At 57.7% G+C, this 24,074-nt stretch carries 21 protein-coding genes, 1 tRNA gene and 2 pseudogenes; 17 read left to right on the top strand and 7 right to left on the bottom strand.

Translation table 11 applies throughout. From position 1 onward, the window contains the following. Positions 1 to 144: 144 nt before the first annotated feature. Positions 145 to 1,257, bottom strand: a complete 1,113-nt coding sequence (locus ASD46_RS02345; RefSeq protein WP_013635783.1) for a pyridoxal phosphate-dependent aminotransferase — start codon at positions 1,255 to 1,257, stop codon at positions 145 to 147. A gap of 159 nt (positions 1,258 to 1,416) precedes the next feature. Beyond that, entirely contained in the window at positions 1,417 to 1,764 is a 348-nt protein-coding gene (locus ASD46_RS02340) for a hypothetical protein (RefSeq protein WP_013635784.1), read from the bottom strand. A 328-nt stretch (positions 1,765 to 2,092) separates the two neighbouring features. Between ASD46_RS02340 and ASD46_RS02335 the strand changes: the two genes are divergently transcribed. Together ASD46_RS02335 and ASD46_RS02330 are read left to right on the top strand one after the other, a co-directional pair. Further along, a complete protein-coding gene (locus ASD46_RS02335; protein ID WP_025592892.1) occupies positions 2,093 to 3,310 on the top strand; it encodes an NAD(P)/FAD-dependent oxidoreductase in 1,218 nt (405 codons plus the stop codon). 7 nt (positions 3,311 to 3,317) lie between these two features. Continuing rightward, the gene (locus ASD46_RS02330; RefSeq protein WP_025592893.1) at positions 3,318 to 4,118 is read left to right on the top strand and encodes an aldolase/citrate lyase family protein; all 801 of its coding nucleotides are present in this window, start codon (positions 3,318 to 3,320) and stop codon (positions 4,116 to 4,118) included. A 3-nt stretch (positions 4,119 to 4,121) separates the two neighbouring features. Here the strand turns inward: ASD46_RS02330 and ASD46_RS27415 are convergent, their stop codons facing one another. Next, positions 4,122 to 4,298, bottom strand: coding sequence for a hypothetical protein (locus ASD46_RS27415; RefSeq protein WP_200951517.1), 177 nt, complete (start codon positions 4,296 to 4,298; stop codon positions 4,122 to 4,124). A 95-nt stretch (positions 4,299 to 4,393) separates the two neighbouring features. Continuing rightward, the gene (locus ASD46_RS02325; protein WP_003512218.1) at positions 4,394 to 4,735 is read right to left on the bottom strand and encodes a hypothetical protein; all 342 of its coding nucleotides are present in this window, start codon (positions 4,733 to 4,735) and stop codon (positions 4,394 to 4,396) included. Between the two features lie 163 nt (positions 4,736 to 4,898). Here ASD46_RS02325 and ASD46_RS02320 point away from each other — a divergent pair. The 3 genes and pseudogenes from ASD46_RS02320 to ASD46_RS02310 all read left to right on the top strand — a co-directional run bounded on the left by ASD46_RS02320 (position 4,899) and on the right by ASD46_RS02310 (position 8,389). Next, a tRNA-Ser gene (locus tag ASD46_RS02320) sits at positions 4,899 to 4,989 on the top strand. An 801-nt stretch (positions 4,990 to 5,790) separates the two neighbouring features. Next, positions 5,791 to 6,777: pseudogene (locus ASD46_RS02315) on the top strand (porin); the annotation flags it as partial. Positions 6,778 to 7,365: 588 nt separating this feature from the next. After that, positions 7,366 to 8,389, top strand: a pseudogene (locus tag ASD46_RS02310) (porin). A gap of 163 nt (positions 8,390 to 8,552) precedes the next feature. Here ASD46_RS02310 and ASD46_RS02305 read toward each other — a convergent pair. Continuing rightward, positions 8,553 to 10,625 carry a lytic transglycosylase domain-containing protein gene (locus ASD46_RS02305; protein ID WP_060641834.1) on the bottom strand — a complete coding sequence of 691 codons (2,073 nt, stop codon included), beginning with the start codon at positions 10,623 to 10,625 and terminating at the stop codon, positions 8,553 to 8,555. Positions 10,626 to 11,012: 387 nt separating this feature from the next. Here ASD46_RS02305 and dapA point away from each other — a divergent pair, with 387 nt between their 5' ends. After that, entirely contained in the window at positions 11,013 to 11,897 is an 885-nt protein-coding gene (dapA, locus tag ASD46_RS02295; protein ID WP_003512226.1) for a 4-hydroxy-tetrahydrodipicolinate synthase, read from the top strand. 163 nt (positions 11,898 to 12,060) lie between these two features. Further along, positions 12,061 to 12,543, top strand: coding sequence for an SsrA-binding protein SmpB (smpB, locus tag ASD46_RS02290; protein WP_003512228.1), 483 nt, complete (start codon positions 12,061 to 12,063; stop codon positions 12,541 to 12,543). Between the two features lie 160 nt (positions 12,544 to 12,703). Here the strand turns inward: smpB and ASD46_RS02285 are convergent, their stop codons facing one another. Then, positions 12,704 to 14,203: a globin-coupled sensor protein gene (locus ASD46_RS02285; protein ID WP_025592897.1), complete on the bottom strand. Its 1,500-nt coding sequence runs from the start codon at positions 14,201 to 14,203 to the stop codon at positions 12,704 to 12,706. A gap of 224 nt (positions 14,204 to 14,427) precedes the next feature. Then, positions 14,428 to 14,997, bottom strand: coding sequence for an NYN domain-containing protein (locus tag ASD46_RS02280; RefSeq protein WP_013635795.1), 570 nt, complete (start codon positions 14,995 to 14,997; stop codon positions 14,428 to 14,430). 391 nt (positions 14,998 to 15,388) lie between these two features. Here ASD46_RS02280 and rpoZ point away from each other — a divergent pair, with 391 nt between their 5' ends. From rpoZ to ASD46_RS02230, 10 genes are all read left to right on the top strand, one after another. Continuing rightward, positions 15,389 to 15,781 carry a DNA-directed RNA polymerase subunit omega gene (rpoZ, locus tag ASD46_RS02275; protein WP_003512234.1) on the top strand — a complete coding sequence of 131 codons (393 nt, stop codon included), beginning with the start codon at positions 15,389 to 15,391 and terminating at the stop codon, positions 15,779 to 15,781. 132 nt (positions 15,782 to 15,913) lie between these two features. Further along, positions 15,914 to 18,148, top strand: a complete 2,235-nt coding sequence (locus ASD46_RS02270) for a RelA/SpoT family protein (protein WP_003512236.1) — start codon at positions 15,914 to 15,916, stop codon at positions 18,146 to 18,148. A gap of 196 nt (positions 18,149 to 18,344) precedes the next feature. Beyond that, on the top strand, positions 18,345 to 18,491 hold the full coding sequence (locus ASD46_RS02265; protein ID WP_003496944.1) for a hypothetical protein: 147 nt from the start codon (positions 18,345 to 18,347) through the stop codon (positions 18,489 to 18,491). A gap of 446 nt (positions 18,492 to 18,937) precedes the next feature. Then, positions 18,938 to 19,516 carry a DUF2062 domain-containing protein gene (locus ASD46_RS02260; RefSeq protein WP_003512239.1) on the top strand — a complete coding sequence of 193 codons (579 nt, stop codon included), beginning with the start codon at positions 18,938 to 18,940 and terminating at the stop codon, positions 19,514 to 19,516. Beyond that, positions 19,513 to 19,917 carry a holo-ACP synthase gene (acpS, locus tag ASD46_RS02255; RefSeq protein ID WP_003512241.1) on the top strand — a complete coding sequence of 135 codons (405 nt, stop codon included), beginning with the start codon at positions 19,513 to 19,515 and terminating at the stop codon, positions 19,915 to 19,917. Before ASD46_RS02260 ends, acpS begins: the two co-directional genes overlap by 4 nt. Positions 19,918 to 20,128: 211 nt before the next feature. Beyond that, positions 20,129 to 20,875 carry a signal peptidase I gene (gene lepB / locus ASD46_RS02250; RefSeq protein ID WP_003512243.1) on the top strand — a complete coding sequence of 249 codons (747 nt, stop codon included), beginning with the start codon at positions 20,129 to 20,131 and terminating at the stop codon, positions 20,873 to 20,875. After that, positions 20,872 to 21,585: a ribonuclease III gene (gene rnc, locus ASD46_RS02245; RefSeq protein ID WP_003512245.1), complete on the top strand. Its 714-nt coding sequence runs from the start codon at positions 20,872 to 20,874 to the stop codon at positions 21,583 to 21,585. Before lepB ends, rnc begins: the two co-directional genes overlap by 4 nt. Positions 21,586 to 21,668: 83 nt before the next feature. Then, positions 21,669 to 22,619 carry a GTPase Era gene (gene era, locus ASD46_RS02240; RefSeq protein WP_013635798.1) on the top strand — a complete coding sequence of 317 codons (951 nt, stop codon included), beginning with the start codon at positions 21,669 to 21,671 and terminating at the stop codon, positions 22,617 to 22,619. 182 nt (positions 22,620 to 22,801) lie between these two features. Next, entirely contained in the window at positions 22,802 to 23,554 is a 753-nt protein-coding gene (locus ASD46_RS02235; RefSeq protein ID WP_003512249.1) for a Crp/Fnr family transcriptional regulator, read from the top strand. A 136-nt stretch (positions 23,555 to 23,690) separates the two neighbouring features. Continuing rightward, on the top strand, positions 23,691 to 24,068 hold the full coding sequence (locus ASD46_RS02230; RefSeq protein WP_025592901.1) for a response regulator: 378 nt from the start codon (positions 23,691 to 23,693) through the stop codon (positions 24,066 to 24,068). Positions 24,069 to 24,074: the final 6 nt, after the last annotated feature.

The raw sequence follows: 24,074 nt of genomic DNA, 5'->3' as shown, positions 1-24,074 counted from the left end.
GGCTCGCCACCCTCATCCCTTTGCCTGCCACGGGGATCCAGCCGGCACACGTCTGTGTGGCGAAAGAATCCTTTCAGCCCAAGGACTTGGGCTGGCTCGATTCCTCGTGACAAGAACAGGAATGAGGAGAAGGCAAGCGAAACCTCAACCCAGCGCCTTGATGACCTTCGGCAATGCCTGTTCAAAAAGATCAAGCTTGTCATCAGGTCCCACACTCACACGAATGCAGCGGTTGAGCGGCGCCACGCCCGGCATGCGGATGAACACGCCATGTTCCATCAAGCCGTCGACGATGGCGCGGGCGTAAGTGCCGTCGCGCTGGCAATCGATGGTGACGAAATTGGTTGCCGACGGCAGGGGCGAGAGGCCGTTACTGCGGGCAATCGCAGAAATGCGATCTCGAGCCACCGCAATTTTTCCAACGACGTCATGCAGATAGGCCTGATCCTTCAGTGCCGCCAATGCGCCGGCGACCGAAACGCGTGCCATGCCGAAATGATTGCGGATCTTGTCGAAGGCTTCGACATTGCCGAGCGTGCCGATCGCATACCCCACGCGGGCGCCAGCAAGCCCGTAGGCTTTCGAGAAAGTCCGCATGCGCAGGATGTTCGGCTGGCCGATAAGGGCGTCGATGCTTGGCACGGCGCTGGCAGGTGCGGTCTCGCAATAGGCCTCGTCCAGAATGAGCAGGCAGGTTTCCGGCAGCGCACGGGCAAAGGCCACGACCTCGCTTGCCTCCCACCAGCTTCCCATCGGATTGTCGGGATTGGCGAAATAGACCAGCGGTGCATTTTCCCGGATGACGAGATCGAGAAGCCCGTCGAGGTTCTCGTGATCGTCGACATATGGCGTGGTCACGAGTTTTCCGCCAAAGCCGTTCACATGGTAATTGAAGGTAGGATAACCGCCGAGCGAGGTGACCACCGGCGTTCCCGGCTCAACGATTAGCCTGGCGATCTCACCCAGCAAACCATCGACACCGCCGCCAATGGCGATATTGCCACGCGAAACGCCGTGGTGGATGGCGAGTGCTTCCTTCAGTTCGAAATTTTCCGGATCGCTGTACATCCAGGTCTCGGCGGCAGCATCCCGCATGGCCATAAGCACGGATGGGGCAGGGCCGAACCCGCTTTCATTGGCGCCTATCCGCGCTTCCACCTTCAGGCCGCGGCCCCGCTCGATGGCTTCCGGGCCGACGAAGGGAACGGTTGAAGGAAGAGAGACGGCTAGCGGCGTAAGACGTGAGAAAGCGGACATTGGCTGAGATTTCCAGTACCTGTTTGAAAACCCGGCACACAATAGGTGCAAAAAAACCGGACGCAAGTCGCGCCCGGTTAACGGATGCCTGTTTTGGAACAGTTTTTTCCACCGTCGCGCCGTGAGAGAAAAACTCGGCCGCTAATCGGTCGATGCGGCTCAGACGCTGGTCTCGAAACTCAGCCTGCGCACGTGGTGCAGGAACTCCGCGTCGATCAACATGTTGAATCCGATGGTGACCTTTTCCTCTTCCCTGCGGATCAGGTTGCAGCCGATCTCATCGCGAATGCCGAGAATTTCCAGATAGAAGTTAGTGGGCATCTCCAGATGCGGGCTGACCTCGATCTCTGCGCCGTAAAGCGAGATGCTGCGCACCAGGCAGCGCATGGTATCCTTGGCGCTGAGGTGATGCCCGATGAAGGTGATCTTTCCGGGCCGGTCGATCTGAAACTTCTCGTATTGCTCGTCCTGCGGGACGCTTTGACGGTGATCAATATGTAAAGCCATGACAACCTCCCGGATTGCCTTTTCCTGATGCCGATTTTAACGCGGCTTCCTTGCCAGTGCGTGAAGGAAATCCGCGCAATTGTCTGTTGTGCGTCTCGACATGGGCCAGACCGCCTGTCGGAAGCCGATGTTTCTCTTGAAGAAATGCATCCGGCTCCTTCCGGTTGCAAGGGTGTCGCAGTCTGGGGTGATAATGTGTCATGCTTGCACCGGGCTGGCGGCGCTGTACGGTTGACGCGGGCCGTACTTGGCGTTACGCCTGATCCCGCAATATGTCTTCGCAGGGTGCGGCAAATCTGCCCATTGGCGATTGTTCTGGGAGTGGAATGTGGCGGGAAGGCTGGTAATCGTCGGGGCGGGGCAGGCCGCTTTCGCGCTGGCGGCAAAGCTCAGGGCGCTGAAGGATGAGCGCCCCATCACCATCATCGGCTCGGAGGATGCCTATCCTTATCAACGGCCGCCACTGTCGAAAAAATACCTTTTAGGCGAGATGAGCTTCGACCGGCTGATGTTCCGCCCTGAGGAGTGGTACGCGGAAAACAATGTCGATATCCGGCTCTCCACCTTCGTGGAGGAGATAGACCGCGCTGCCAAATCCGTTCGCATGCAGGATGGCAGCACGCTTTCCTACGACAAGCTGGTACTGGCGACCGGTGCTGCACCACGCGAGCTGCCCGCCAGCATCGGTGGCGATCTCGAAGGTGTTCTGACCGTTCGCGACAAGCGCGATGCTGACGGGCTGTTTGAGGAAATGAAACCCGGCCGCAGGCTGCTGGTTATTGGCGGTGGTTATATCGGTCTGGAAGCGGCAGCCGTCGCCCGCAAGCTCGGTCTCGAGGTCACGCTGATCGAAATGGCCGACCGCATTCTCCAGCGCGTGGCGGCAAAGGAAACCGCCGATATCATGCGCGGCATCCATCAGGAGCACGGCGTCTCCATCCGCGAAAAGACCGGCCTCGTGCGGCTCGTCGGCATGGATGGCCGAGTAGCCGCTGCCGAGCTTTCCGATGGTTCGGTGCTTGACGTGGATTTCGTCATTGTCGGCATTGGCGTAACCCCGAACGATCGCCTTGCCCGCGAATCGGGCCTCGATGTCGGCAATGGCATCGTGGTGGATGAACACACCCGCAGCTCGGACAAGGATATCCACGCGGCGGGCGATTGCGCGTTGCTGCCGTGGCGGGGCCAGCTTGTGCGTCTCGAATCAGTCCAGAACGCGGTTGATCAGGCCGAGGCCGCCGCTCACGTACTGGCAGGCGCCGAAGTCTCCTATGATGCCAAACCCTGGTTCTGGTCTGATCAATACGAGGTGAAGCTGCAGATCGCCGGCTTCAACCTCGGTTATGACGAGACTGTGCTGCGGCGCGGCGCGCGCGAAGGCAGCTGGTCGGTCTGGTATTTCCGCGACGGGCGATTCGTGGCGGTCGATGCCGTCAACGATGCCAAGGCTTATGTTTCCGGCAAAAAACTGCTCGATACCGGCGCTGAGCCAGATCGCGCCATCCTGGCGGACCCGTCCGCCGATCTGAAATTACTGCTTTCCTGAGGACATCATGCCCGCTCCCGAAAATCGTTTCAAAACAGCCATCCACGCCGGCAGGCCGCAAATCGGCCTCTGGCTCGATATGGGTGAGGCCATCACGGCGGAAATTGCCGGAACAGCGGGTTTTGACTGGCTGGTCATCGATGGTGAACACGGCCCGAACGATCTTCGCAGCATCATCGACCAATTGCGCGCTCTCGCCACATCGCCCGCCGAACCGGTGGTGCGTGTGCCCGTTGGCGAAAGCTGGATGATCAAGCAGCTGCTGGACGCAGGCGCCCGCACGCTTCTGGTGCCCATGGTCGATTCGGCGGCGCAGGCTGAAGATTTGGTCAGTGCGATGCACTATCCGCCGCGCGGCATTCGCGGCATGGGGGCGGCGGTTGCCCGCGCCTCAGCCTTCAACACCATAGCCGATTATGCCGACAGTGCGTCCGACAGCGTGTGCCTGCTGGTGCAGGCGGAAACGCGCGCCGCGATCAATGATCTCGACAATATTCTTGCGGTGGAAGGTGTGGACGGCATCTTCATCGGCCCGGCCGATCTTGCTGCGGATATGGGCTATCTCGGCAGGCTGGATGAGCCGGAAGTGCAGGCCGTAATCGAGGCAGCGATCGTCAAGATCGTCGCGGCCGGCAAAGCTGCGGGCATTCTCACCTTCAACGAGACCTTCAATCGCCGTTATCTGGAACTCGGCGCATCTTTCGTGGCTGTTGGCGCCGATGTCACGGAGTTTTCCAATACACTGCGTGCGCTTTCCAGCCGCTACAAGGGCGGGGTAGCGCCTGCGCCATCCAAATCCGGATATTGAGTCTTAGTCATCGTTGCTGGCGTTCAGCTTTTCCGGCGGAATGCCTTCTTCGCCGGAACCGAGATAACCGCTATTGATGAGTGCGGCGCGGACGATGCGCTGTATAGCCTCATCCCTGTCAAGGCCGTGATCTCTCGCGAAATCCGACAATGCTTCTTCAAGATCGCTGCTGAACACCATTTCCGCCCCCCGTTCGTCAATTCTCTGAAATAAATGCGAACAGGCAAGGCGGAACGTATCCCGCCTTGCCTGAATTCTAGCCTCTAGTGCCGCAATCAGCGCCAGCGATAAAGGCTGCTGTTCGAAGAACTCTGCTGAGTACCAGCGCCGACCGCATAACCGATCGCAAAGCCGAGTGCGCCGACGATCGTCAGCAGCGAGGTTGCAGTGCCGGGGTTTTCCTTGACTGCTTCCACAACGTTCTGGCCCTGGGCGCGCACATTGCTTGCCGCCTTGCGAACGCGGCCACGAGCCTCGTCCAGAAATTCGGATGCATCTTCACCAACGCCTTCCGCACGAGCGGAAACGGACTTGGAGAGAGACGAAATCTGCGAACGCAACTCCGCAATCTGGTTTTCGATCGTATCTTCGACAACATTCAGTTTGGTCTGAGCCATTAGAACACCTCTTTTTGTTACCGAAGCCAGAACGTGCCGGAAGAGAAGAAGTTCCCCAATGGCCCGCAAAGTTTCGCTGGCGGGCGTTCGGCCAACAGGTTTTTCGGCTTCTTGGCGAAAAACCCTTGCATTCATTTTTTTAAAGCAATAATCAGGCCGCACCGGAGAGGTGGCCGAGTGGTCGAAGGCGCTCCCCTGCTAAGGGAGTATACGTCAAAAGCGTATCGTGGGTTCGAATCCCATCCTCTCCGCCATTTCGGCACGCAGCCTGAAATTATAAACCTCCCTAAAAAGCTACTTCTTCCAAGCAGACACCCAAAGCATGCGTTTCCGCATGCCAGTTCGTTCTTCAGCACGTTTCGCGAAACGCCGGACCCCTGCGATAAACCGCAGGATAGTGGAGAGAGCTAATGGGCCGACTCGATTCTGCCCCTCGTTTCTTGCAGGCAGTTACAAAGCACTCTGTACCCAAGTGACACACACTCGTATCCCGCACCGTTTCACGACTCGTCCCGTAACGCTTGCGGACGCAATCGGCCAAACAATTGAAGTGCCGGAGCCTGCGAGCCGAATCGTTGATGGGGAATCGGTGGCGAACCGCTCGGGTTTCACTGTTGTTTCTATGTGCGCACCGGGGAGCCATACTAAGTGTGGGGCCGGAACGGGGCAAAAGTTTCCATCGCCCTTCCCCTGCGGGGCAAGGGATCTCCGAAAAGGCCTATAGTTTAGAAAGACCTTGTTAACCGCGCTAACTAACGGATTTTCAAGTCATTTCTTAACGCATGGTAAAGCCACCTATGGGCCGTGTGCCCACTGTGTGCTGTTTCCGCAACAAACCGAAATGAAGCATGTACGTAAATGCGCTTTATCGGATGTTGGCGATTGCAAGCGGCGAAACCTTTTGTATTTTCACGACCAGAAGCGAGGCGGTGGATCGTTTGGCTTCTAAGAACACGGGAATGGGGCAGGGAATGCTGTCCTTCGGCAAAAGTACCCAGACCCACTTAAAAACTTTGACTGGAGGTCAATCATGAACATCAAGAGCCTTCTCATTCGCTGCTGAGCCTGAGCCCCTGGAATACGTTCGCGTTTGCGACGCTTTCGGCACCGGCTTCTTCTACATCCCCGGCACCGAAACCTGCCTGAAGTTCTCGGGTTACATCCGTTTCCAGACTGACTTCGGCCGTGACAAGTCCGGCACGTCTGACTGGAACTCGTTCACGCGCGCCCAGTTCGACATCGACACCCGCTCCGACACTGAACTCGGCGCTCTGCGCGGCTTCATCGGTCTGCGCGGTCAGGCCAGCAACGACTCCTCGCGTGGTGTTGTTGTCGACCAGGCTTTCATCGAGCTCGGCGGCCTGAAGGTTGGTTACTACTACAACTGGTGGGATGATGGTCTCTCCGGCGAAGTTGACAGCCTTTCTTCGAATGCTACGCGTCTGAACGCTATTCGCTATACCTACGACGCTGGCTCGTTCTACGTTGGCGTTGCAGTTGAAGAACTCGAAGGCGCCCGCGGCGATTCCAACATCTCCGCTGACTTCCTCAAGGGCGGCTCGTTCGAACGTGCGAACAACGTTGGCGTATCCGGTATCATCGGCGCTAACTTCGGCGGCGTTAAGGCTAACGTACTCGGCGGCTACGACACCGACGCAGAAGAAGGCGCAGTTCGCGCTATCGTGACGGCTGACATCGGCCCTGGCACTCTTGGTCTCTCTGGCGTTTGGGCTTCTGGCGCAAACCGCTACTACGAAGAGTCCGAGTGGACCGTTGCTGCCGAATACGCTATCAAGGCAACTGACAAGCTGACCATCACTCCCGGCGTTCAGTACTTCAACACGATCGACCTCGGCGCTAACAACGACTGGGTTGGCGATCGCGATGCATGGCGCGCTGGTGTAGCTGTTGGCTACAAGATCACCGACGGCCTCTCCTCGCTGGTTTCGGTTAACTACCAGGACGTAGACGGCACCGAGGGTGTTGATACGGGCGCTGGCGACAGCTGGGTTGGTTTCGTTCGCCTTCAGCGCACGTTCTAATCTGATCTGACATTGTCAGTTATGGAAAGCCCGGCTCTTGAGCCGGGCTTTTTTTTTGATGTACATTGGCGGGGGGGCAAAGCGTCGATTGGCCGGCGTTTCGATATCCCGGCGACTTTCCGTCACGGCTTAGGTCGGTTTGTATCGTTGCCGATTCGTCTGCCACTCAACTGTTTTGGGCCCGTCAAACTGGGAACTGATTCTCTCTTGCTGCGGATGGAAGCGTTGCTGCCGACAGCCCGATTTCCCACCAACGGCACCGCGTTTCAGACGATTTCCCGTGGCGCAGCGATGTCAGAATTCTGGCGGTGGGATGAGGAATGACTTATCTCATTTATCGGCATTTCGCTTAAGTCGCTGAAAAGCATGAATTATTAACGTTTTGTTAGGAAGTGCTGCCCGTCGGTTAGAATTGTAGCTATTTCGCAACAATGCAAAACTAAGGTCCCCTTACTGTCTTCCTTTTGTCATCATTGGGATTGCCTCCCCGGCCGGTTTTGGCTCTAATCATCTCCATAAGCGGCACGCATTTAGTTGTGTTTCCCCACCCGCTGCTTAGAAAATTAAGCGTTTGACTGGAGGTCAACCATGAACATCAAGAGCCTTTTGATCGGCTCCGCTGCTCGCTGCTGAGCCTGAGCCCCTGGAATACGTTCGCGTTTGCGACGCTTTCGGCACCGGCTTCTTCTACATCCCCGGCACCGAAACCTGCCTGAAGTTCGACGGTTACATCCGTTTCCAGACAGACTTCGGTCGTAACCAGTCCGGTACGTCTGACTGGAACTCGTTCACGCGCGCCCAGTTCAACATCGACACCCGCACCGACACCGAACTCGGCGCTCTGCGTGGTTACATCGGTCTTCGCGGCCAGGCTAGCAACGACTCGAGCCGTGGCGTCAACGTCGACCAGGCTTTCATCGAACTCGGCGGCCTGAAGGTCGGTTACATGTACACCTGGTGGGATGACGATCTCTCCGGCGAAACCGACATCTTGTCTTCGAACACCACCCGCGGCAACGCTCTGCGTTACACCTACGACGCTGGTTCGTTCTATGCTGGTATCAGCGTTGAAGAGCTGGATGCTGGTCGTGATGTCTCCAATATCTCTGGAGACTTCATAAAGGGCGGATCATTTGAACGTTCGAACAATGTCGGCGTAAGCGGCATCATTGGCGCCAAGTTCGGTGCGGTCACCGCTAACCTGCTCGGCTCCTACGACACCGACCAGGAAAACGGCGCAATCCGCGCTATCGTGTATGCTGACATCGGTCCCGGCACCTTCGGCCTCTCCGGCGTTTGGGCTTCTGGCGCAAACTATTACTACGAAGAGTCTGAGTGGGCAGTTGCTGCTGAATACGCTATCAAAGCGACTGACAAGCTGACCATTACGCCTGCTGCTCAGTACCTCGGCACGATCGACATCGGTCCTGACAACGACTTCACCGGTGATCGCGACGCATGGCGCGCTGGTGTTACGGTTGACTACAAGATTACCCAAGGTCTTGATGCCAAGGTTGCTGTTAACTACCAAGATGTTGACGGCACCGAAGGTTTCGACACGGGCGCTGGCGACAGCTGGGTTGGTTTCGTTCGCCTTCAGCGCACGTTCTAATTTGATCTGACATTGTCAGTGATGGAAAGCCCGGCTCTCGAGCCGGGCTTTTTCGTTTGAGTGCCGTAAAAGCGTAACTGCCCGGTGCATCCTGAAAACAAAAAAGCACCGGGCCAGCCGGTGCTTCGATATTTTCACAGTCATCAACCGAAAATCTCGATTGTTACCCCGCCCGGCCATGACGCAGGTCATCAACAATATCGGCCTGTTGTCCAAGCCTCGTCTTGTAGACCTGATAATTCTCCATAACCCGCTGCACGTAATTGCGGGTTTCGGGGAAGGGGATGCGCTCGATCCAGTCCACGACATCGTCGATAGGCTTGCCGCGGGGGTCGCCATAGCGGGCGATCCATTCCGGCACACGTTTCGGGCCGGCATTATAGGCGATGAAGGTGAGGATGTAGGAGCCGCCGAAACTGTCGATCTGTTCGCCGAGATAATGTGCGCCGAGCGTGGCGTTATATCCGGCGTCGCTAGTCAGCATCGCCTGAGTGTAGGGCAGGCCGTGGCGTCCGGCCACGCCCTTGGCGGTTCCGGGCAATAATTGCAGCAGTCCGCGGGCATTGGCAGCGGAGACGGCGGCCGGGTTGAAGGCGCTTTCCTGCCGGGCGATGGCATAGGCAAGCGCCTTGCCGGAGCCGGCAATATTGGCACTGGCGGGAATGACACCGAGCGGATAGGCAAGGGCGGCCGCATCGATGCCGCGGCTGAAGGCCGTCTTGCCGATTTGCAGTGATACCTGATGGTTGCCGTTGCCCTCTGCCCTTGCTGCCAGAATGGCAAGCTCGCCCGGGCTGTCGAGCTGATCTGCCAATGACCTGTAGAGGCTGTCGGCCCGCCAGCCGTAGCCTGCGGCTTCCAGCCTGTCTATGGCCCGCACCGCTTCGCGGCCGGCAAAGCGTTCACGGTCGGCAGCGCTCGGAGCAGGGTATGTGACGTTCAGCGTCTTTGCATCGATTCGTGCGGCGGCAAGCTGGCCGTAAAAGGTGCCGGAATGGGCAGCCGCCTTGGTGAAGAAATCGCGGGCGTTGCCCGGCCCGCCCACTTCCGCCGCCCGCCCAAGCCAATAATAGGCCCGCGAGGCGGAAAGTGGCCGATTCGAGGTCTGCAAAAGGGTGTTGAAGTGGCGTGAGGCCGTGGCGGGATCGCGCAGTGCCCGCAACGCATACCAGCCAGCATGGAATTCCGCATCGGCAACATCGACGGCTGACGTGGCCGAATGATTGGCGACGATGCGATAGGCTTCGGCAAAATCGCCGAGATCGGCGACGCCGCGCGCGATGATTCGCCGCTCGTTCCACCATTCGCCGGGATTGACGAGTTTTGCCGTGTCCTTCGGCGCCTGCTTTAAAAGTGCTGCGGCTTCCGGATATTTCTGCTGGTTACGGAGATTTTCGATGCGCGCGAAGAGAAAAGCAGGGTCGCTGCGCAAGTTGGCGTCAACCTTGCCCAGCAGCGCCACGGCATTGCCTGAGCGCTGCAGCACGGCGGCCCAGGCATTGTAGAGCGACTGCGCCTTGCCGAGATCACCGAAACGTTTCGCCTGGCCGATTCGGCTGCGATACATCAGATAATCCATCCGCGCCTTGTGGTCGGCGGGCGTCAGATAAGTGGGGAACTCGGCAAGAACACGGTCTTCCATGTCCTTGTCCATGCCTTCGCTCACCCAGAGCTGGCGAATGAGGCGTTGTGCTTCCAAAGCCTTGCCGGAAGAGGTGAGGGCCTTGGCGAGCACAACGGTGCCCTCGGCTGTTTCCGGCCGGCCGCTGCCAAAAGCGGCAAGCACCTGGGGTGCCGGTGGATTTTCGCGGTAAAGCGCCTTTTCGGAATTGGCGCGCAGCGTCGCCGCACCCGGCCACCCCGCCAGTTCGCTCTGGGCTGTAGTGATTTCGGCGGAAGGCACGTCCTTCTGCCCGGAAATGGCAATCGCCCAGGTAAGAATATGCCGGTCGAGACTGCCTGTCTGCATGGCGTTGCGAAGGGCGATGGCGCGTGTCGTGTCGCGGCTGGAAAGCGCATCCAGTCCGGCTTTAAGCTGGCTCGCATCGTCAGGCCGGTTAAGGCGTGGTATGGCGCCGGTAATTTCGGGCGAGGCCGGCATGAAGGCGGGAACAGCAGGCGCATTCGGCTTCAAATAGGGAAGCGGCACGGCAGCTTCCGGCACGGGGCCGGCCAGCGCGTTCCAAACGGTCGCGGCAAGACCTGCCGCCATCAATCCCCAAACTGTCTTTTTCATACCGCTCTTCATCACTGGACGGAAACAATCGACCTTCTTGTATTGTCGTTTCATTGCAGCGGGATTGCGAAATGCGCCAGTGCGTTGCACCTATGAGTTTCGCCTCAGATCCCGCTCTGGAATCTACGGAGACTGTGCTTAACGAAACCTTACTTTCCGCTCGGCACTCCAATCAACTTTTATTCACCGGTCTGCGAGCGGCGTAAAATTCCACCGCCTCGTTTTTTGCCTGCCGCGTGAGCTTCCGCGACTGTCACACTTCCGACAATTTCGGACAAAATAGGCTGCCTTTGCGCTTGTCGGCGCCAAGGGCTGGCACTAATGTGTGCCGGTTTTAACCATCGAATGCGGCCGAAGCATGAACCGGCTCGGCGCCAGGAGCTTTGTATGTTCAAGGGATCAATTCCCGCCCTCATTACCCCGTTCACGGACAATGGTGCCGTGGACGAACAGGCATTTGCCGCCCATGTGGAATGGCAGATTGCCGAAGGCAGCAACGGACTTGTGCCTGTGGGCACGACGGGGGAATCTCCAACCCTGTCCCATGACGAGCACAAACGTGTGGTCGAGCTGTGCATCGAGGTAGCGGCGAAACGGGTTCCGGTCATCGCGGGCGCTGGCTCCAACAATACCGATGAAGCGATCGAACTTGCCCTGCACGCGCAGGATGCCGGCGCGGATGCGCTGCTGGTGGTCACCCCCTATTACAACAAGCCGACGCAGAAGGGGCTTTTCGCCCATTTTTCCGCAGTTGCGGAAGCAGTGAAACTGCCGATCGTCATCTATAACATTCCGCCGCGTTCGGTGGTGGATATGTCGCCGGAAACCATGGGTGCGCTTGTGAAGGCGCACAAGAACATCGTCGGCGTCAAGGATGCGACGGGCAAGCTCGACCGCGTCTCCGAACAGCGGATTTCCTGCGGCAAGGATTTCATCCAGCTGTCCGGCGAAGATGGCACGGCGCTCGGCTTCAACGCCCATGGCGGCGTCGGCTGCATTTCGGTCAGCGCCAATGTTGCGCCACGCCTCTGTTCTGAATTCCAGGCGGCCATGCTAGCAGGCGACTACGCCAAGGCGCTGGAGTATCAGGACCGCCTGATGCCGCTGCACCGGGCCATCTTCATGGAACCTGGTGTCTGCGGCACAAAATATGCGCTTTCGAAGACCCGTGGCGGCAACCGCAAGGTCCGCTCGCCGTTGATGAGCACGCTGGAACCGGCAACGGAAGCGGCAATCGACGCGGCACTGAAGCACGCCGGCCTGATGAACTGAGGGGGCACCTGAAACCCGAAAGGCGCGCAAGGGGACTGCTTCGCGACAGAAGCCGTTTCGCGCGCCTTTTCTTTTCGTAACGACGATACTAAATAGAAACTTGAAAACCGCTCGTGGCGGACAAGCCGCAGGCGCAATAAGAAAAACAAGGGATTGAAATATCATGGCCCCCAAAGGCAGCCAGCGCGTGGTGAACAAGATCGTTGCGGAAAACCGCAAGGCTCGTTTCAACTACGAAATCATCGACACCTATGAGGCGGGTTTGGTGCTGACCGGCACCGAGGTCAAGGCGCTGCGCGAAGGCAAGGCGAACATCGCCGAATCCTACGCATCGGACGAGGGCGATGAAATCTGGCTCATCAATTCCCACCTGCCGGAATATCTGCAGGCCAACCGCTTCAACCACGAGCCGCGCCGCCGTCGCAAGTTGCTGCTGAACAAGCGCGAGATCAACCGTCTGCGTGCCGGCATCAATCGTGAAGGCATGACGCTGGTGCCGCTGAAGGTCTATTTCAACGAAAAGGGCCGTGCGAAGCTGGAACTGGCACTGGCCAAGGGCAAGAAGCTGCACGACAAGCGCGAGACGGAGAAGGAACGCGACTGGAACCGGCAGAAGTCGCGGCTGTTGAAGGGCAACAACGCCTAGAGCTTACTCCCTCATTCCTGCACTTGTCGCAGGAATCAAGCCGCCGCGCGTCCGCGCGGCGAGAGAGTTCTTTTCAGCCCAAGGATTTGGTCTGGCTAGATTGCTGTGACAAGCACAGGAATGAGAGCGGGGATGCTTTCGCCTCTTGAATAGACAGCTCTCACGCCGCCCTATAAGTCCGCTCCACATAGGACGCCGACGCCGAAACACTGAACCGGCTGACCAGTGCCGCCAGATTGGCGCTCACATCGCTCAGATTGTGCGTGGCCGCGTTGGTTTCTTCCACCATGGCCGCATTCTTCTGGGTCAGATTGTCCATGCTGTTGATGGCGGCGCTGATTTCCTGAATGCCGACGGACTGCTCCTGGGCCGCCTTGGTCAGTGAGGTGATATGTTCCTGAATATGATCCACCTTGTTGCCGATCGTATTCAGCGATTGCCCGGTTTTATTGACCAGCGATACGCCCTGCATCACATCCTCCGAGGATTTGGTGATGAGGGTCTTGATCTCCTTGGCGGCGTTGGCTGAACGCTGTGCCAGCTCGCGCACTTCCTGGGCGACGACGGCAAAACCCTTGCCAGCTTCACCGGCACGCGCGGCCTCCACACCGGCATTCAACGCCAGAAGGTTCGTCTGGAACGAAATCTCGTCGATGACGGAAATGATCTGGGTGATCTTCTGCGACGATTCCTCGATGGCGCCCATCGCTTTTACCGCTTCCGTCACCACATCCCGTGACCGCGCCGCTTCGGCGGCCGAGCTTTCGACGATGGCCTTGGCTTCTTCGGAGCGCTGCGCCGAAAGCTTGGAAATGGTGGTGATTTCCTCCACGGCGGCGGCGGTTTCCTCAAGGGCTGCTGCCTGCTGCTCCGTTCTGCGGGCCATGTCGTCGGTAGCCGATGTCAGTTCGCGCGTATTGCCTGATATCTTGTTGGCTTCCTCGACGATCTGCGAGAATGCACCCGCGAGATTGCCGACCGCAGCGTTGAAATTGGCAATCAGCCCCTCGAATTGCGGTGCAGTCTTTTCATTGATGCTGGAGGTGAGGTCGCCATTCGCCAGCTTGTTCAGGGCGTTGTTGAGCAGTTCGAGAACGTGCTCCTGCTCCTTCTTCATCTGCGCCTGTTGTTCCTCGACCTTCAGCCGCTCGGCGGCAAGCACGTCGAGGTAGACGGAGATCGAATAGTCCATGTCGAGAAGGGCGGCCTTGATCGTTACCGTCAGGGCGTCGTTCAGCTTCTTGGCCTTCTTTTCCTGGAAAAGGCCCTTCAGTTCCGAATTGATAACGGCTTTGACGATGCCATCAAGCATCAGCGCGTAACCGCCAATATACCATCTCGGCTCCAGCCCCAGCCTTGCATGGGTACGGCCGATGGCCGTCACGGCATCGGTATAGTCCGAGTTGAAGGCGCCGGAGGCAATTCTTGCCCAGTGTTTCATCTGCATGCCTTTTGCATGCTGGACATGTGCTTCGCTTGCAAAGAACTTCGCCGTTTCCGGCACGGAGCGCGCCTTCGCATAAAAACGGTCGAGAGAGGCGTCGAGAGAGCCTGTAATGACGCCCTTCATGTCCGAAAGGTTTTGTCGTTGCTCCTGGCCAAGCCCCAGAAAATTAAGTCTTTCGTCGAGTTGTTGATTGGTCTTTACTTGGCCATGCATGTCTGAACATCCTGATTTGACACCGAAATCATGTCGTTGGTGCCGTTGGGTGATTTAGACACGTCTAAAATTAACCAAGATATAATTTTGACTGGCCGAATTTGATGTTTGTTAATTTTAAGAGGAATTTTCCGGCAGAAATACACGGTTGTGGAGCCAAACAAAAACGCGCCCGCCTTGCAGACGGACGCGTTGTCATTAGGTCGGCGGCTTAAAAACCGGGATCAGATCGTCTCGGGGCTTTCGACGTGCCGGGCAGGGCGCTCGTTCGGGTCACGCCCGATTTCGGCCTTCAAGGTCATGAGATCAATGAAGTGATCTGCCTGCCTGCGCAGATCGTCGGCGATCATTGCGGGCTGCGTTGCCATGGTGGACACCACGGAAACCTTGCGGCCCTTGCGCTGAAGCGCGTCCACCAGCTTGGTGAAGTCGCCGTCACCGGAAAACAGAACCAGATGATCGACGGTCTCTGACTGTTCCATGGCATCGACAGCAAGTTCGATATCCATGTTGCCTTTGATCTTGCGGCGACCGAGCGCGTCGGTGAATTCCTTCGCCGGCTTCGTCACGACCTTGTAGCCGTTATAATCCAGCCAATCGATCAGAGGGCGGATCGAGGAATATTCCTGATCCTCGATCAATGCGGTGTAATAGTAGGCGCGCAGCAGGTATCCGCGCTTCTGAAACGCCTTAAGAAGCTTGCGATAGTCGATATCGAACCCCAGGCTTTTAGATGCTGCATAAAGATTGGCTCCATCTATAAAGAGCGCAATTTTCTCCCGTGGATCGAACATTCCATCCCATTCCTTTTTTGGAAAGGCCATTATCTGGCTTTTATTTCCGGTCGCAAATGCGAAAAATCATGTCGTATCAACGAATTTTGCGTAGCGCCGTTGCGTTTTAAGTAAGGTAACTTCACCCGTATTCCAAGACAATTCTTCTAGACATTTTGTTCATCAGACGCCAAACAAGGGCAATAAGGTGCCAAAAGACGCCAAAGACAGGAAAAACTTGAATTCCGCGGCCAATGGCTGTATCGGAAGCTGGAAGGTTTCGTCGCGAGGAATCCAAAGCGTTTTTCGCAAGGCACGAAGCGCAGATTCAATAGGTTAGAGCATCCCTTGTGCATCCTCAAGAAAGCACGGCGCTCTGATCCACGACATTACGACTCGCAAAGGACAGGCAATGGCCCGCGTCACAGTTGAAGATTGCATTGATAAAGTAGACAACCGTTTCGAGCTGGTCCTTCTCGCCAGCCACCGTGCGCGCCAGATTTCCCAGGGCTCGTCCATCACGGTTGACCGCGATAACGACAAGAACCCGGTCGTCGCTCTGCGCGAAATCGCCGACGAGATGCTTTCGCCCGACGACCTCAAGGAAGACCTCATCCATTCGCTGCAGAAGCATGTGGAAGTGGACGAGCCCGAGCCCGATCCGGTTACGCTCGCAGCCTCCGCTACTGCCGATGGCGAAGAGGACGACCAGCCGGAAACCGTTACTTTCGACCAGATGTCGGAAGAAGAACTGCTGGCCGGTATCGAAGGCCTTGTGCCGCCGGAAAAAAATGACGACTATTGATCTGACTTTATGACGCCATTGGCAGGCGGTGGTTACCGTCTGTCAATATTTGCCGTCATAATCTGATCCCTATTGATGCAGCATTGTGCGCCGACCCCAAGGTTGGCGCGCTTTCTTTTTGTGGAATATCGCATGATGCGGCAATACGAACTCGTTGAGCGGGTTCAAAAATATAAACCGGATGCGAATGAGGCCCTGCTGAACAAGGCCTATGTTTATGCAATGCAGAAACATGGCCAGCAAAAGCGGGCCAATGGCGACCCCTATATCTCGCATCCGCTGGAAGTTGCCGCCATCCTGACGGAAATGCATCTCGACGAATCGACCATCGCGGTGGCGCTGCTTCACGATACGATCGAGGATACCACCGCTACCCGCGCTGAAATCGACGAGCTGTTCGGCGAGGATATCGGCAGACTGGTGGAGGGGCTGACCAAGCTCAAGAAACTCGATCTCGTCACGCGCAAGGCCAAGCAGGCCGAAAACCTGCGCAAGCTGCTGCTTGCCATTTCCGACGACGTGCGCGTTCTTCTCGTCAAGCTGGCCGACCGCCTGCACAACATGCGCACCATGGAATATATGCCGGCGGACAAACGCAGCCGCATTTCCGAAGAAACCATGGAAATCTATGCGCCGCTGGCCGGCCGCATGGGCATGCAGGACATGCGCGACGAGCTGGAGGACCTGTCCTTCCGTTACCTCAATCCGGAAGCCTATGAGACGGTGACCAACCGCCTTCAGGAACTGGAAACGCGCAACGAAGGGCTCATCAAGAAGATCGAGGACGAGCTGCGCGAGCTACTCGTGGCGAATGGCCTTCTCGGCGCCAGCGTCAAGGGGCGTCAGAAGAAGCCCTATTCGGTGTTCCGCAAGATGCAGTCGAAATCGCTCTCTTTCGAGCAACTGTCCGACGTCTACGGCTTCCGCATTCTGGTGGACGATATTCCTTCCTGCTACCGGGCGCTCGGCATTGTCCACACCCGCTGGCGCGTGGTACCCGGCCGCTTCAAGGACTATATCTCCACGCCGAAGCAGAACGACTATCGTTCCATCCACACCACGATCGTTGGCCCTTCGCGCCAGCGTATTGAGTTGCAGCTGCGCACCAAGCGCATGCACGAAATCGCCGAATTCGGCATTGCCGCCCATGCGCTTTATAAGGACGGCGAAAACGGGGAGGGCGATCTGCTCTCGCCGGAGAGCAACGCCTATTCCTGGCTGCGCCACACCATCGAATCGCTGGCAGAAGGCGACAGCCCGGAAGAATTCCTCGAACACACCAAGCTGGAACTGTTCCAGGACCAGGTGTTCTGCTTCACGCCCAAGGGCAAGCTGATTGCGCTGCCGCGTGGCGCCACCCCCATCGATTTCGCCTATGCGGTGCACACCAATATCGGCGACACCACGGTTGGCGCCAAGATCAACGGCCGGATCATGCCGCTTGTAACCCGGCTCAACAACGGCGACGAGGTGGAGATCATCCGCTCCGGCGTGCAGGTTCCGCCCGCTGCATGGGAAGAGGTGGTGGTGACGGGCAAGGCCCGCTCGGCCATCCGCCGCGCCACGCGCATGGCCATTCGCAAGCAATATTCGGGTCTCGGTTACCGTATTCTGGAGCGCACTTTCGAACGTGCCGGCAAGGCCTTCTCGCGTGACGCGCTAAAACCCGTGCTGCATCGTCTGGCGCAGAAGGATGTGGAAGACGCTATCGCCGCCGTTGGGCGCGGCGAGGTCTCCTCGCTCGACGTGCTGCGTGCAGTCTATCCGGATTATCAGGACGAGCGCGTGACGGTGAAGATGACCGGCGACGACGGCTGGTTCAACATGCGCAGCGCTTCCGGTATGGTCTTCAAGATCCCCGGAAAGTCGCGCTCCGTTCTGGAAGACGATGGCGCAGCCGAAATGCTCGATGGGCCAGACCCGCTGCCCATCCGTGGCCTTTCCGGCAATGTCGATGTGCATTTCGGTGCCGCCGGCGCCGTTCCGGGTGATCGCATCGTCGGCATCATGGAAAAAGGCAAGGGCATCACCATCTATCCCATTCAGGCGCCGGCGCTGCAGCGTTTCGACGATGAGCCGGAGCGCTGGATTGATGTCCGCTGGGATCTTGATGAGGCGAACAAGTCGCGCTTCATGGCGCGGGTGATGATCAACGCGCTGAACGAACCCGGCACGCTCGCCTCCGTGGCGCAATCGATCGCGACGCTGGATGTCAACATACGCGCCCTGAATATGGTCCGCATCGGCACGGATTTCTCCGAACTGGCGCTGGATGTCGAAGTCTGGGATTTACGGCAACTCAACCAGCTGCTGTCGCAGCTGAAAGACCTCGATTGCGTATCCACGGTCAAACGTGCCTTCGATTGAGGCATTTTTGATCATTCGCACATTCCAAAAGGCCGCTGTTATGCATTGGATGCATGGCAGCGGCCTTTTACTGTCTCTGGTCGCGCATGTGGTTTGCGACTATCTTCCTTTCAGAAATTGAAAACGGAAAACGCGGCGTGCCGGTGGTCCTACCCCGATGAGAAACGCCATTTCCAAACTGAAAGGACATGAAATCATGTTTACTCCGCTTCGCAAGATCGCCCGTGCAGTTCGTGGCAAGACGACCCAGGAACGCGAATTCGAATATCTCAGCGGCTCCGTGTCGAATGTCGACCTCGAGTTCCGCCAGCGCGAAATCGACCGCGGCCTGTTCCGCCGGTAATGCACTCAGCGCATGGCAGCCGTTCGCCATGCGTATGGGACTTGGAAGGTGGGTGGCCGTTATCGGTCAGCTCCTTCTCGTGTCTCGTAAGGCTGAGTGAATGCGCGTTACGAACGGGCGTGCACCGCTGTCCAGTCTAAATGATAGGACATGCTGCTTTTGAAACGAATTTGACGGCGAGAGGTGCTTGTTTCCTCGACGTCATCCTTGGCGCGTCCCAGGGATTTGATAGCCTTGCATTCAATCAATCGGTTGCAAATCCTCGGGACAAGCCTGAGGATGACGTCAGAGTGTTCGGCAAGGTTCGTATACTCGGTGATGCCATGTGGCGTGGGCGGAATTCCAGCTAAAGGCCGGAATGACGGGGAAAATATGCCTGCAAAAGAAATCCCCGTGTCGTATACGATGCTCTTGGCTCAGCCGGGGCGATGAAATAGACTGCCCCCATGCCGTTTCGCCGCCGTGAACCCGTTGGTTTTTCAGAGAAGATTCGTGACCTCTTTTGGCCGCGCACGGGTTTTACCCGTTCGCTGCGCTATATGAAGCTGCGTCTCCTGCGGTTGTCTGCGTCTCCGCATTCGATTGCCGCCGGTGTCGCGCTCGGTATCGGCGTGGCGTGGACACCGTTTCTCGGCGTGCATATCATTATCGCCATGGCGCTCGGTTTCCTCATGCGCGTCAATCTCGTCGCGGCAGCACTCGGCACCACCTTCGCCAATCCCCTGACATTTCCTTTCATCTGGGCGTCCACCTGGGAACTCGGGCATTTCCTGCTCGGACGACAGAAGGAGGCGGGGGTTGCGCATGTGGATTTCGTTGCGCTGTTCAGCCACCTCGAATTCCGGCAGATATGGAGGCCGGTGCTGGAACCCATGACCGTCGGTGCGCTTCTGCCCGCGGCCGTGAGCGCGGTCATCGCCTATATCACCGTCTATAGCCTCATCAGCGGTTTCCAGCGCCGCAAGATGGAAAATCTCGCGCATCGCGCCGCCAATAAAAACGCGTCTCTGGAGATGTTGAAATGATCCTTGGATTGGGCAGCGACCTGATCGATATCCGCCGCGTCGAACATTCGCTCACCCGTTTCGGTGAACGTTTCACGCACCGCTGTTTCACCGATATCGAGCGCGCCAAGTCCGATGGCCGCAAGAACCGCGCGGCATCCTACGCCAAGCGTTTCGCCGCCAAGGAAGCCTGTTCCAAGGCGCTCGGAACCGGCCTTGCGAACGGCGTTTTCTGGAAGGACATGGGGGTCGTCAATCTGCCGGGCGGCAAGCCAACCATGGCGCTCACCAACGGTGCCGCAGAAAGGCTGGCGGCCATGCTGCCCGCCGGTCACCGCGCCAATATCCATCTGACCATCACGGACGATTACCCTTACGCTCAGGCATTTGTGATTATCGAGGCGCTTCCCGTGAGCGACTGAGACCGGCGGCTGCCGCATTGGCGGCCTATTTGCAGGCGTATGACAGAAGCGCTTCCCTTCCGGCTGGAAAGGTTCTAGAGAAGTCGCAGAAATATGAAAGCGTCGCTGGCTGCGTGAAAAATTGCTTCACCCCGCCGCAGTCGCGAGCAACAACGGCCCGGACGCCTCCGTCAAATCGCAGGAACCGGTAAACAATCAGGCAGGTCTTTAAGTGTCCGAAAAAGCTGAAAAGAAGCAGAACGCCCTCTGGGAAAACGTCAAGGTCATCATTCAGGCGCTGCTGCTGGCCATGGTCATCCGCACCGTGCTGTTTCAGCCCTTCACGATCCCTTCAGGTTCGATGATGCCGACGCTGCTGGTAGGCGACTATCTTTTCGTCAACAAGTTCTCCTACGGCTATTCGAAATATTCGCTGCCCTTTTCGCCGAACCTGTTTTCCGGCCGTATCCTCGAATTCAGCAAGCCCAAGCGCGGCGATGTCGTGGTCTTCCGCCTGCCGCCCAATCCTGAAGTCGATTACATCAAGCGTCTCGTCGGCTTGCCGGGTGACCGCATTCAGGTGACGAACGGCGTGCTGTTCATCAACGGCCAGCCGGTTCCGAAGCAGCCTGATGGCACCTTCACCTCCGATTACCGTGCCGATCCGGGCGCCAATGTACCGGTGTTCCGCGAAACGCTCGATAATGGCGTCACCTTCGACACGCTCGACCAGTCGCCCGATTCGCGCGGCGACAACACCCGCGAATTCCTGGTGCCGGAAGGCCATTATTTCATGATGGGCGATAATCGCGACAACTCGCTCGACAGCCGTTTCGATGTCGGTTTCGTGCCGGAAGAAAACCTGATCGGCCGCGCCAGCGTCATCTTCTTCTCGCTGGGCAATGACACGCCGTTCAGCCGCATTTGGGACTGGCCGTCCAACATGCGCTGGGACCGTCTCTTCAAGGTTGTGGGATGAGCAAGACCAAGCCGCTGTCGATTGCGGAGATTTCCCGTCTCGAAGCGTTGATCGGATATGAATTCAAGGAAAAGGCCCGGCTCGACCGGGCCTTGACCCATGCGAGTGCCCGTTCCGCTGCGGCGGGCAATTACGAGCGGCTGGAGTTTTTGGGCGACCGCGTTCTCGGCCTTTGTGTTGCCGAGCTGTTGTTCTCTACCTTCCGCAACGCCAGCGAAGGTGAGCTTTCGGTTCGCCTCAACCAGCTTGTCAGCGCCGAATCCTGCGCCGCTATCGGCGACGAAATGGGCCTGCATAATTTCATTCGCACCGGATCGGATGTGAAGAAGCTGACCGGCAAAGCGATGCTGAACGTGCGCGCCGATGTGGTCGAAAGCCTGATCGCCACTCTCTATCTGGATGGTGGTCTGGAGGCATCCCGCAAGTTCATTCTGAAATACTGGCAGGGCCGCGCAACGCGCGTGGATGCCGGACGGCGCGATGCCAAGACTGAATTGCAGGAATGGGCGCATGCCAGATTTGCGGTTACGCCCGCTTATCGGGTTGACGATCGCTCCGGACCGGATCACGATCCCAGCTTCACCGTGACGGTGGAAATTCCCGGCGTAAAGCCGGAAACCGGCGTCGAGCGTTCCAAGCGCGCAGCCGAACAGGTGGCAGCAACCAGATTGCTGGAACGCGAAGGCGTCTGGCAGAAAAGCTCCACCTAGAACTGAGCGCCCGAAAGATAGTGGCGCTAAAATCGAGCGCATGGCGAGCCTTGTGGCCGCATGTTGAATACCTCAGACCTTGAATGGATATCATGACCGATCACGAAAACCCCGCCGTTGCCGGCGAAGACATCGCCCTTCCGACCCGCTCCGGCTTTGTGGCCCTCATCGGCCCGACCAATGCCGGCAAGTCGACGCTGGTCAACAGGCTGGTGGGTGCAAAAGTTTCGATCGTCAGCCACAAGGTACAGACGACGCGCGCCGTTATGCGCGGCATCGCCATTCACAAAAATGCGCAGATTGTTTTTATGGACACGCCCGGCATCTTCAAGCCGCGCCGCAGGCTCGACCGCGCCATGGTCACCTCGGCCTGGGGCGGAGCGAAGGATGCGGATCTCATCCTGCTGCTGATCGACAGCGAACGCGGCCTGAAGGGTGATGCGGAAGCGATTCTCGAGGGGCTGAAGGATGTTCCGCAGAAGAAAATCCTCTGCCTTAACAAAATCGACCAGGTGAAGCGCGAAGACCTGCTGAAGCTTGCTGCCGCCGCCAATGAGCACGTGACCTTCGACCGGACCTTCATGATTTCGGCCACCAACGGTTCGGGCTGCGAAGACCTGATGGATTATCTGGTCGATACCCTGCCGGAAGGTCCGTGGTATTATCCGGAAGACCAGATTTCCGATCTTCCGATGCGCCAGCTTGCCGCCGAAATCACCCGCGAAAAGCTGTTCCTGCGTCTGCATCAGGAGCTTCCCTACGCCTCGCATGTCGAGACGGAGAAGTGGGAAGAACGCAAGGACGGCTCCGTGCGCATCGAGCAGGTGATCTACGTCGAGCGCGACAGCCAGAAGAAGATCGCTCTCGGCAAGAACGGCGACGCGATCAAGGCGATCTCCACCGCCTCGCGTAAGGAACTGTCTGAAATCCTCGAACAGCCGGTTCACCTCTTCCTGTTCGTCAAGGTTCGCGAAAACTGGGGCGACGACCCCGAACGTTTCCGCGAAATGGGCCTGGAATTTCCGCGGGGATAAGGCACATACGGTTCCTCCCATATTCCTGTGACAGGCACAGGAATGTGGATGTGCCGGCCGGAAACGGAACGGCACACAACGAACATTCTGAATATCTTCAACCTTTTATCGGGAACCGAATGCATTCGGGTGGGTTGTTCCAAAACGATTGGGCGCAACCTTTTTTTCGATGATGGATATTCATGTCGCCAAAAAAACCGAACGGAATTTCCACCACCCCGTGTCAGCACTGTCCCTTGCGCGACCTGCCGCATTTCAGGGACTTTTCCTCTTCCGAATTGGATTTCGTCTCCCGTTTCAAGACAGGGGAACTGGCGGTGGAAAGCGGTTCCGTCATTTTGATGGAAGGGTCGCACAGCGCCCATCTCTACACTGTCCTTCAAGGCTGGGCTTTCCGTTATAAAACACTGGAAGACGGCAGGCGGCAGATCCTCAATTATGTCATGCCAGGCGATCTAGTCGGCCTGCAGGGCACGGTCATGGGGGAAATGCAGCATTCGGTGGAGGCGCTGTCGCCGGTGACACTGTGTGTCTTCGAGCGCTCGCGACTCAACAACCTCTTCACCGATCATCCGACCCTTGCCTATGACCTGACGTGGATTGCAGCAAGCGAGGAGCGCATGCTCGACAACCACTTGCTCAGCATCGGCCGACGCACAGCAATCGAGCGTGCTGCCTACCTCATCGCGTTCCTTTACAGCAAGGCAAAGGCGGTTAATCTCGTGCAGGGCGAAACGCCGATCCCGGTGACCCAGCAGCACGTTGCCGATACGCTCGGCCTCTCCATCGTCCACACCAACAAGACCTTGAGAAAGCTTGTCGATCGCGGTCTGATTCGCTGGACGGACAAGGGCTGTCTGGTGCTGGACGATGCCGGACTGAGCCATGTTGCCGGTTGGCAAAACGATGAAAAGCGGCCAAGACCCTTCATCTGATCTTTTTTCGACATGTCTTTTTTAAATGACGTTGGGTCCGTAATTTGCGAACTCTGTCGACATGGCGCTTGAAAATCACATTGGCGACAGCGGCGCAAATCCGTCTGGTTCCCTTCACGTTGAAAGAAGAAGAAACATGGTGCCACAACGCTGCATCATCGTTGAAGATGAATATCTGGTGGCGCTTGACGTCGAGGCGGTTCTCCAGTCCATCGGCGTTGAAACCATCACGATTGCGACGACACTTGCGCAGGCACAGGACGCATTAGGGCGGGATGGCGCCGATTGCGTGCTTCTCGACGTCAGCCTTTCCGACGGCAAGAGTTACGATTTTGCCCGCCACCTGCGCGATCACGGAATTCCCTTCGGTTTCGTCAGCGGTTATGGCGACACGAGTGGTTTTCCCGAAGATCTCGTGCATGCGCCCCTGCTGGGCAAGCCTTTCGGTGAAAACGAAATCGCCGATTTCGTGACGACGCTCGTTGCTGCGGCGCGCGACACCGTAAAAGAATAACGTTTC

Source organism: Rhizobium sp. Root491, from assembly GCF_001427205.1.
Classification (GTDB): domain Bacteria; phylum Pseudomonadota; class Alphaproteobacteria; order Rhizobiales; family Rhizobiaceae; genus Agrobacterium; species Agrobacterium tumefaciens.
The sequence above is the reverse complement of the archived record's forward strand: the minus strand, read 5'-3'. Positions and strand labels throughout refer to the sequence as shown.

Coding starts and splice junctions, on each gene's coding strand:
- ASD46_RS02345 (WP_013635783.1), bottom strand. CDS start 1,257: ATGTCCGCTTTCTCACGTCTTACGCCGCTAGCCGTCTCTCTTCCTTCA.
- ASD46_RS02340 (WP_013635784.1), bottom strand. CDS start 1,764: ATGGCTTTACATATTGATCACCGTCAAAGCGTCCCGCAGGACGAGCAA.
- ASD46_RS02330 (WP_025592893.1), top strand. CDS start 3,318: ATGCCCGCTCCCGAAAATCGTTTCAAAACAGCCATCCACGCCGGCAGG.
- ASD46_RS27415 (WP_200951517.1), bottom strand. CDS start 4,298: ATGGTGTTCAGCAGCGATCTTGAAGAAGCATTGTCGGATTTCGCGAGA.
- ASD46_RS02325 (WP_003512218.1), bottom strand. CDS start 4,735: ATGGCTCAGACCAAACTGAATGTTGTCGAAGATACGATCGAAAACCAG.
- ASD46_RS02305 (WP_060641834.1), bottom strand. CDS start 10,625: ATGAAAAAGACAGTTTGGGGATTGATGGCGGCAGGTCTTGCCGCGACC.
- dapA (WP_003512226.1), top strand. CDS start 11,013: ATGTTCAAGGGATCAATTCCCGCCCTCATTACCCCGTTCACGGACAAT.
- smpB (WP_003512228.1), top strand. CDS start 12,061: ATGGCCCCCAAAGGCAGCCAGCGCGTGGTGAACAAGATCGTTGCGGAA.
- ASD46_RS02285 (WP_025592897.1), bottom strand. CDS start 14,203: ATGCATGGCCAAGTAAAGACCAATCAACAACTCGACGAAAGACTTAAT.
- ASD46_RS02280 (WP_013635795.1), bottom strand. CDS start 14,997: ATGTTCGATCCACGGGAGAAAATTGCGCTCTTTATAGATGGAGCCAAT.
- rpoZ (WP_003512234.1), top strand. CDS start 15,389: ATGGCCCGCGTCACAGTTGAAGATTGCATTGATAAAGTAGACAACCGT.
- ASD46_RS02270 (WP_003512236.1), top strand. CDS start 15,914: ATGATGCGGCAATACGAACTCGTTGAGCGGGTTCAAAAATATAAACCG.
- ASD46_RS02265 (WP_003496944.1), top strand. CDS start 18,345: ATGTTTACTCCGCTTCGCAAGATCGCCCGTGCAGTTCGTGGCAAGACG.
- ASD46_RS02260 (WP_003512239.1), top strand. CDS start 18,938: ATGCCGTTTCGCCGCCGTGAACCCGTTGGTTTTTCAGAGAAGATTCGT.
- acpS (WP_003512241.1), top strand. CDS start 19,513: ATGATCCTTGGATTGGGCAGCGACCTGATCGATATCCGCCGCGTCGAA.
- rnc (WP_003512245.1), top strand. CDS start 20,872: ATGAGCAAGACCAAGCCGCTGTCGATTGCGGAGATTTCCCGTCTCGAA.
- era (WP_013635798.1), top strand. CDS start 21,669: ATGGATATCATGACCGATCACGAAAACCCCGCCGTTGCCGGCGAAGAC.
- ASD46_RS02235 (WP_003512249.1), top strand. CDS start 22,802: ATGTCGCCAAAAAAACCGAACGGAATTTCCACCACCCCGTGTCAGCAC.
- ASD46_RS02230 (WP_025592901.1), top strand. CDS start 23,691: ATGGTGCCACAACGCTGCATCATCGTTGAAGATGAATATCTGGTGGCG.